At 72.0% G+C, this 7994-nt stretch carries 7 protein-coding genes; all 7 read right to left on the bottom strand.

Annotated features, from left to right (window positions below; translation table 11 throughout):
* Positions 1-413: 413 nt before the first annotated feature.
* Genes tyrS through argC form a run of 7 tightly spaced genes read right to left on the bottom strand, consistent with a single transcriptional unit; the run spans position 414 to position 7955 of the window.
* Positions 414-1679 carry a tyrosine--tRNA ligase gene (tyrS, locus tag H5397_RS14900; RefSeq protein ID WP_182818387.1) on the bottom strand — a complete coding sequence of 422 codons (1266 nt, stop codon included), beginning with the start codon at positions 1677-1679 and terminating at the stop codon, positions 414-416.
* A gap of 44 nt (positions 1680-1723) precedes the next feature.
* Entirely contained in the window at positions 1724-3205 is a 1482-nt protein-coding gene (argH, locus tag H5397_RS14895; RefSeq protein ID WP_182818385.1) for an argininosuccinate lyase, read from the bottom strand.
* A complete protein-coding gene (locus tag H5397_RS14890) occupies positions 3202-3705 on the bottom strand; it encodes an arginine repressor (protein ID WP_182818384.1) in 504 nt (167 codons plus the stop codon). Before H5397_RS14890 ends, argH begins: the two co-directional genes overlap by 4 nt.
* On the bottom strand, positions 3702-4880 hold the full coding sequence (locus tag H5397_RS14885) for an acetylornithine transaminase (RefSeq protein ID WP_182818383.1): 1179 nt from the start codon (positions 4878-4880) through the stop codon (positions 3702-3704). The genes H5397_RS14890 and H5397_RS14885 overlap by 4 nt, the downstream gene beginning before the upstream one ends.
* Complete coding sequence (gene argB / locus H5397_RS14880; RefSeq protein ID WP_182818381.1) at positions 4877-5776, bottom strand: acetylglutamate kinase; 900 nt, start codon at positions 5774-5776, stop codon at positions 4877-4879. Before argB ends, H5397_RS14885 begins: the two co-directional genes overlap by 4 nt.
* On the bottom strand, positions 5773-6927 hold the full coding sequence (argJ, locus tag H5397_RS14875; protein WP_182818380.1) for a bifunctional glutamate N-acetyltransferase/amino-acid acetyltransferase ArgJ: 1155 nt from the start codon (positions 6925-6927) through the stop codon (positions 5773-5775). The genes argB and argJ overlap by 4 nt, the downstream gene beginning before the upstream one ends.
* Positions 6924-7955 (bottom strand): N-acetyl-gamma-glutamyl-phosphate reductase, encoded by a 1032-nt coding sequence (argC, locus tag H5397_RS14870; RefSeq protein WP_182818379.1) that lies wholly within the window; start codon positions 7953-7955, stop codon positions 6924-6926. Before argC ends, argJ begins: the two co-directional genes overlap by 4 nt.
* Between the last annotated feature and the right edge of the window lie 39 nt (positions 7956-7994).

The raw sequence follows: 7994 nt of genomic DNA, 5'->3' as shown, positions 1-7994 counted from the left end.
CGAGGACACACAAGAAACCAAAAGGTTCAAGTGTGCAAAACAACAACCAACAACCATCCAAAAACAGTTGAAGGTCACTGGCATTGACCTAAGCACGCTGTTGAGTTCTCAAACTTCCGACACACACCTCGGTTCCCGCTCCATTTGCTGGAAGCGATCCCCTCGGGGCCTCATCTACTCTAGGGAGTCATTTTCACCGAGTCAAATCGGGCTTTTCCTCCCTCGAAGTCCAGTCGCTGACGCCACCCAGGAATTGGGTTGACATCGTTGGTTTGGGCTTCGGCTCCCGGCCCGTCCTTCGTGGCTTGGCCACTCCGTCCGGCTCCCCGAGCGCTTGGTAAACATTACACGGGCCCGCTCCCGATTCCAAATCGAGGGCGGACCCGCGGCGTCCGGCGTAGTCAGACGCAGTTTCAGCGCACGACCTCCACCGCGCCGACGGTCTTCTTGCCCCGGCGCACGACGGCCCAGCGGCCGTCGAGGAGGTCGTCCTGGGTCAGCACGGCGTCCACGTCGGTGACCTTGACGTTGTTGAGGTAGGCACCACCCTCCTCGATCGCGCGGCGTCCGGCGGACTTGCTCGGCACCACGCCCGAGGCGACGAGCACGTCGACCAGGGCCGGCAGCGTCTCCCCCGCCTCGAGGCGCGGAGCCTCGAGCTGCTTGGCCACGGCGGCCAGGGTGCGGGCATCCAGGTCCCGGAGCTCCGACCGCCCGAACAGGGCCGCGGCGGCGGCCTCGGCGGCGCGACGCTCAGGCTCGCCGTGCACCAGGTCGGTGATGTCGTCGGCCAGCGCGCGCTGGGCGATCCGCAGGAACGGCTTCTCCGCCTGCTGGGCGGCGATGTCGTCGATCTCGTCGCGGGGGCGCTCGCTGAACACCTTGAGGTAGGCCACGACCATCTCGTCCTCGGCGTTCAGGAAGTACTGGTGGAACGCGTACGGCGAGGTCATCTCGGGGTCGAGCCACACCGTGCCGGACTCGGTCTTGCCGAACTTCGTGCCGTCGGCCTTGGTGAGCAGCGGCGTCGCCAACGCGTGCACCCGGCCGCCGTCCGAGCGGCGGATCAGGTCCACACCGGCTGTGAGGTTGCCCCACTGGTCGGAGCCGCCGGTCTGCATCGTGACCCCGTGGGAGCGGTACAGCTCGCGGAAGTCGAGCGACTGCAGCAGTACGTAGCTGAACTCGGTGTAGCTGATGCCCGTCTCCAGGCGCGCCTTGACCACCTCGCGGTCGAGCATGCGGTTGACCGAGAAGTGCTTGCCGACGTCGCGGAGGAAGTCCAGCGTCGAGAGCTTCGCCGTCCAGTCGAGGTTGTTGACCAGGGTGCCGGCGTTGGGGCCCTCGAGATCGATGAGCCGGCCGACCTGCGAGCGGATGCGCTCCACCCAGCCGGCCACGACGTCCACGTCGTTCATGACGCGCTCGCCCGCCTGCTTCGGGTCACCGATCAGGCCCGTGGAGCCACCCACCAGGAACATCGGGCGGTGGCCGGCCTTCTGCAGGGCGCGGTGCACCATGACCTGCACGAGGTTGCCCATGTGGATCGACGGTGCCGTGGGGTCGAAGCCCACATACGCGGTGATCGGTCCGGAGTCCAGGTGGGCGCCGAGGGCGTCCAGGTCGGTCGAGTGGGCGATCAGCCCGCGCCAGGACAGTTCGTCGATCAGTGCGTTCACGACGCACCACCCTAGTGGACGCCGCGCCGGGCGCCCGGGTGGGTTCAGGCGTCCGTCGGCGGCTCGGCGAACCAGGCGAGTTCGGCCTCCGCGGGCTCGTAGGGGGTGGGCTCGACCGGCACCAGCCACTCGCTGATCGCGTCGACCGCGTCCGCCACCTCGTTCAGCTGCTCGCCCACGCGGGCCGAGGCCGTGCCGCCGCGACCGTCGCGGGCGTTGATCGAGCCCTCCACGGTCAGCACCTCGAGCACGCCGGGCGTGAGCCGCTCGTCGATGGCCGGCAGGTCGGACGCCGTGAGGCCGGTCAGCTCGATGCCCCGCTCCTCGCAGTAACGGACGGCGGCGCCGGCGACGTGGTGCGCCTGGGCGAACGGCACGCGCTGGCGGACGAGCCAGTCGGCGACGTCGGTGGCCAGCGAGAAGCCCTCGGGGGCCCGGGCCGCCATCCGCTCGGGCTGGAAGCGCAGGGTGCCGATCATCCCCGCCATGGCGGGCAGCAGGACGCGCAGCTGGTCGAGCCCGTCGAAGATCGGCTCCTTGTCCTCCTGCAGGTCGCGGTTGTAGGCCAGCGGGAGTCCTTTGAGGGTGGTGAGCAGGCCGGCGAGGTTGCCCACCAGACGCCCGGCCTTGCCGCGGGCGAGCTCGGCGACGTCGGGGTTCTTCTTCTGCGGCATGATGCTCGACCCGGTCGACCACGCGTCGTCCAGCTTGGCGAAGCCGAACTCGACGGTCGACCAGAGGATGACCTCCTCCGAGATCCGGGAGAGGTCGACGCCGATCATCGCCAGCACGAACGCGGCCTCGGCGACGAGGTCGCGGGCGGCGGTGCCGTCGATCGAGTTGGGCACCGAGCCGGCGAAGCCCAGCTCCGCGGCGACGAACTCAGGGTCCAGGCCCAGCGAGGTGCCGGCCAGGGCAGCCGACCCGTAGGGCGACACGGCGAGCCGCCGGTCGAGGTCGCGGAGGCGCTCGACGTCGCGCAGCAGCGGCCACGCGTGGGCCAGCAGGTGGTGCGACAGCAGCACGGGCTGGGCCGACTGCAGGTGGGTGCGGCCCGGCATCGGCACGCCGAGGTGCTCCACGGCCTGGTCGTGCAGGGCGACGACGACCTCCTGCACCCCGGCGGCGACGACGCGCAGCTCGTCCCGCAGGTACATCCGGATGAGGGTGGCGATCTGGTCGTTGCGCGAGCGGCCGGCGCGCAGGCGTCCGCCGAGCTCGGGGCCGACGCGCTCCATCAGACCGCGCTCGAGGGCCCCGTGCACGTCCTCGTCGGTGGGGGCGGCGAAGAAGGCGCCGGAGGTGACGTCGGCGTCCAGCCCGTCGATGCCGGCCAGCATGGCGGCCAGCTCGTCGTCGGTCAGCAGCCCGGCCCTGTTCAGGGCGCGCGCGTGCGCGCGCGAGCCGGCGAGGTCGTAGGGGGCCAGCCGCCAGTCGAACTGGGTGGACTTGCTGAGCGCGAACATCGCCTCCGCGGGCCCCCCGGAGAACCGTCCGCCCCAGAGCCTGCCCTCGGCCTCGCTCATGCTTCGCCTTCCTTGTCGTCCCCGCCCAGCGCGAGGAGGTGTTCGGCCAGCGCGGAGCCCCCGTCGGGCGCCCGGCTGACGATGAGGATGGAATCGTCCCCGGCGATGGTACCGAGCACGGTGTCGAGGCCGGCCTTGTCGATCGCCGAGGCGAGGAACTGCGCCGCCCCCGGCGGGGTCTTGACGACGACGAGGTTCGCGGACGCCTCGGCCGAGAGGAGCAGCTCGGACGCCAGCCGGACCAGGCGGGCGTGCGCCCGCTTCACGTCGGACGCCTCGACGTCGCGCACGGCGTAGGTCAGCTCACCGGACGCCCCGCGCAACCGGACGGCGCCCACGTCGACCAGGTCCTTGGACAGCGTCCCCTGCGTGACGACGAAGCCCTCGGCCGCGAGCAGCTCGGCCAGCTCGGTCTGCGACCGGATCGCCTCGCGGGTCAACAGGTCGACGATGAGGCCCTGGCGGGCGGCCTTGGTGCCGGGCACCGACCGCTCGGTCATGCCCGCACCAGGCCGGGCAGGGCGTCGACGAAGAGCTGGAGCTCGTCGCGGGTGACCACCAGTGGCGGGGCCAGCCGCAGCACGTCGGGGCGGGGCGCGTTGACGATGAACCCGGCCTCCAGCGCGGCGGCGAGCACCTCGCGCGCGTTCGGCTGGTTGAGCACCACGCCGCGCAGCAGGCCGCGCCCACGGACGTGGCTGACCTCGGACAGGCCGAGGCCCTCGATCGCGCCGGCGAGCCAGTCGCCGGTCTCCCGGGCGTGCTCCAACAGTCCCTCGGACTCGATGACGTCGAGCACCGTCAGGGCCACGGTGGCGGCCAGGGGGTTGCCCCCGAAGGTGGTGCCGTGGTGCCCGGCCTGTAGCAGGGTCGCGGCGTCGCCGACGGCCACGCAGGCCCCGACCGGGAAGCCGCCGCCCAGGCCCTTGGCGAGGGTGACGACGTCACCACGCACGCCCTCGGTCGCCGATGCCAGCCAGCCCCCGCAGCGCCCGATGCCGGTCTGGACCTCGTCCAGCCACAGCAGCGCGCCATGCTCGTCGCACAGCGCTCGGACGCCGGCGAGCCAGCCCTCCGGCGGGCTGATCGCTCCGTTCTCGCCCTGGACGGGTTCGACCACGACCGCGGCGACGTCGTCGCCCATCACGGCCGCGAGGGCGTCCAGGTCGCCGTAGGGCACCCACGTGACGTTGCCCGGCAGCGGCTCGAACGGCTCGCGGTACGCGGCCGCCGCGGTGACCGACAGCGCGCCGAGCGACCGGCCGTGGAAGGAGCCCTCCATGGCCACCAGGCGCGGCCGCCCGGTCAGGCGGGTCACCTTGAGGGCGGCCTCGTTGGCCTCGGTGCCGGAGTTGGTCAGGAACGTGCGCGCGGGGAGGCCCGAGTCGCCGGCCACGAGCGCGTCGAGGCGCTCGCCGAGGGCGACCTGGGGCTCGGAGGCGAACAGGTTCGAGATGTGCATCAGGCGCCCGGCCTGCTCGGTGATCGCCGCCAACACGCGCGGGTGGGCGTGGCCGAGGGAGTTCACCGCGATGCCGGCCAGGAGGTCCAGGTAACGGGTGCCGTCGGCGTCCCACACCCAGGGGCCCGCGCCGCGCACGAGCACCCGCGGCGGGATGCCGAAGGTCTGCATCATGGCCGCGCCGTAGCGGCCCAGGACGTCCGCGTTGCTCATCCGGGCACCACCATCGTGCCGACACCCTCGTCGGTGAAGATCTCCAGCAGCAGCGAGTGCGGCTGGCGACCGTCGACGATCGTGGCCAGCGGCACGCCGTCCGCGACCGCGGCCAGGCACGCCTCCATCTTGGGGATCATCCCGCTGGCCAGCGTGGGCAGCAGGGCCCGCAGGTCGGAGGTGGTGATCCGGGCGATGATCTCGTCGGTGCTGGGCCAGTTGGCGTACAGGCCCTCGACGTCGGTGAGGATGATCAGCCGGTCGGCGCCCAGCGCGGCGGCGAGGGCGGCGGCGGCGGTGTCGGCGTTGAGGTTGTGGACCGCACCCTCGGCGTCCGGGGACACCGAGGCGACCACGGGGATGCGCCCGGCCTCGATGAGGTCGGAGATCGCGTCGGTGTTGACCGAGGCGACCTCGCCGACGAGCCCGAGGTCGACCTCCTCGCCGTCGACGACGGTGCCGCGGCGCTGGGCGGTGAACAGGCCGCCGTCCTCGCCCGACATGCCGACGGCCAGGGGTCCGTGCTGGTTGAGCAGGCCGACGAGCTCGCGCCCGACCTGGCCGACGAGGACCATCCGGACGACGTCCATGGCCTCGGGGCTGGTGACGCGCAGGCCGCCCTTGAACTCGCTGGCGATGCCGAGCTTGTCGAGCATCACGTTGATCTGGGGGCCGCCGCCGTGCACGACGACGGGCCGGATGCCGCAGCGGCGCAGGAACACGATGTCCTCCACGAAGGCGCGCTTGAGCTCCTCGCTGACCATCGCGTTGCCGCCGTACTTCACCACCAGCGTGGCGCCGGCGTACTTGGTGAGCCAGGGCAGCGCCTCGATGAGGGTGCCGGCCTTGGTGTAGACCTCGCCCTGGAGCTCGGCGGTGCGGGTGGTGTAGGTCATGAGCTGTACTCCGCGTTCTCGCGCACGTAGTCGTAGGTGAGGTCGTTGGTCCACACGGTGGCCGACGCCGGGCCGGCGGCGAGGTCGATCTCGACGAGCACCTCGCGGTCGGTGAGGTCGACCAGCGAGCGGTCCTCGCCGAGGGCACCGGTGTCGAAGACCTTCACGCCGTTGAACGAGACGCTCACCCGGTCGGGGTCGAAGGTCGCCCTCGAGGTGCCGGCCGAGGCCAGGACCCGGCCCCAGTTGGGGTCGTTGCCGAAGATCGCGGTCTTGAACAGGTTGGAGCGGGTCACGCAGCGAGCGACATCGACGGCGTCGTCCTCGGTGGCGGCGTTGACGACCGTGACGGCGATGTCGTGGCTGGAGCCCTCGGCGTCGCCCAGCAGCTGGCGGGCCAGCGAGCCGCAGACCTGGGTGAGGGCGTCGGTGAACGCCTCGAGGTCGGGGGCCACGCCCGAGGCGCCGGAGGCCATCAGGATCACGGTGTCGTTGGTGGACATGCAGCCGTCGGAGTCGGTGCGGTCGAACGTCACCCGGGTGGCGGCGCGCAGGGCGGTGTCGGCCTCCGCGGGGGTGAGGTCGGCGTCGGTGGTGACGACCACGAGCATGGTGGCAAGCGCGGGGGCCAGCATGCCGGCGCCCTTGGCCATGCCGCCGACGCTCCAGCCGGCCTCGCTGGTGGTGGCCGCCTGCTTCGGCACGGTGTCGGTGGTCATGATCGCCAGCGCGGCGTCCGAGGCCCCGTCGGCGGCGAGGCCGGCGGCAGCGGCGGCGATGCCGGCGTGCACGGCGTCCATGGGGAGGCGGACGCCGATCAGGCCTGTCGAGCAGACCGCAACCTGGTCGGGGGTGGTGCCGAGCGCGGACGCCGTGGCCTCGGCCATGGCGCGGGTGTCGGCCAGCCCGTCGGGGCCGGTGCAGGCGTTGGCGCCGCCGGAGTTGAGGACGACGGCGTCCAGCTGGCCGCCGGCGAGCACGTCGATGGACCACACCACGGGGGCGGCCTGGAAGCGGTTGGTGGTGAAGACGCCGGCCGCGACCTTGGCCGGGCCCTCGTTGCGCACGAGCGCGAGGTCGTGGTTGCCGGACGCCTTGATGCCGGCCTTGACGCCGGCGGCGGTGAAGCCCTTGGCTGCGGTGACGCTCACGGGGCGACTCCCAACGTGGTGAGGCCGAGGGTCTCGGGGAGGCCCAGGGCGAGGTTCATGGACTGGATGGCACCGCCGGCGGTGCCCTTGGTGAGGTTGTCGAGGGCGGCGACCACAACCAGGCGGTTCGCGGCGGCGTCGACGGCCACCTGCACGTGCACGTGGTTGGAGCCGACCACCGACTGGGTCTGGGGCCACAGGCCCTCCGGCAGCAGGTGCACGAACGGCTCGTCGGCCCAGGCCTGCTCGTAGGCGGCGCGGGCCTCGGCGGTGGTCGTGGCTCCGGCCAGCGGGGCGGTGACCGTGGCCAGGATGCCGCGCGACATCGGGACCAGGACCGGGGTGAAGGAGATGGTCGGTGCCTCGGCGCCCAGCTTGCGGAAGTTCTGCAGCATCTCCGGGACGTGGCGGTGCACTCCCCCGACCCCGTAGGCGGACGCCGAGCCCATCAGCTCGCTGCCCAGCAGGTGCGGCTTGAGGGACTTGCCCGCGCCCGAGGGGCCGGTCGGGGCGACCACGACGACGTCGTGCCCGTCGACGAGGCCCGCCTGCAGGGCCGGGGCGAGGCCGAGGGTGACCGTGGTCGGGAAGCAACCGGGCACGGCGATGCGCTTGGCCGTGGCCAGGGCCTCGCGCTGGCCGGGCAGCTCGGGCAGGCCGTAGGGCCAGGTCCCCGCGTGCTCGGTGCCGTAGAACTGCCGCCAGGCCTCGGAATCCTCGAGGCGGAAGTCGGCGCCGGAGTCGATGACCAGCACGTCGTCGCCCAGCTGGGCCGCGACCTCGGCCGACGTGCCGTGCGGCAGGGCGAGGAAGACGACGTCGTGGCCGGCGAGGTTCTCGGGGGTGGTGTCGAGGACGACGCGGTCGAACAGCGGCGCCAGGTGCTGGTGGTGCTCGCCCAGGCGGGACCCGGCGGAGGACTTCGCCGTCAGGGCACCGATCTCGATGTCGTCGCGCCCCAGGAGGAGCCGCAGGATCTCTCCCCCGGCGTACCCCGTGCAGCCCGCGACCGCAATCTTCGTCGTCATGCGCATGAGTATGCCCTCATTGGAATAGATATTCCAAGT

The organism is Propioniciclava sp. MC1683, assembly GCF_014164675.1.
GTDB lineage: Bacteria > Actinomycetota > Actinomycetes > Propionibacteriales > Propionibacteriaceae > Propioniciclava.
This window is presented reverse-complemented; position numbering and strand designations above follow the sequence as displayed.

What these genes read in the sequence shown, in the direction of transcription:
- argH (WP_182818385.1), bottom strand. Translation starts at nt 3,205, where the DNA reads ATGAGCGAGGCCGAGGGCAGGCTCTGGGGCGGACGGTTCTCCGGGGGG.
- H5397_RS14890 (WP_182818384.1), bottom strand. Translation starts at nt 3,705, where the DNA reads ATGACCGAGCGGTCGGTGCCCGGCACCAAGGCCGCCCGCCAGGGCCTC.
- H5397_RS14885 (WP_182818383.1), bottom strand. Translation starts at nt 4,880, where the DNA reads ATGAGCAACGCGGACGTCCTGGGCCGCTACGGCGCGGCCATGATGCAG.
- argB (WP_182818381.1), bottom strand. Translation starts at nt 5,776, where the DNA reads ATGACCTACACCACCCGCACCGCCGAGCTCCAGGGCGAGGTCTACACC.
- argC (WP_182818379.1), bottom strand. Translation starts at nt 7,955, where the DNA reads ATGACGACGAAGATTGCGGTCGCGGGCTGCACGGGGTACGCCGGGGGA.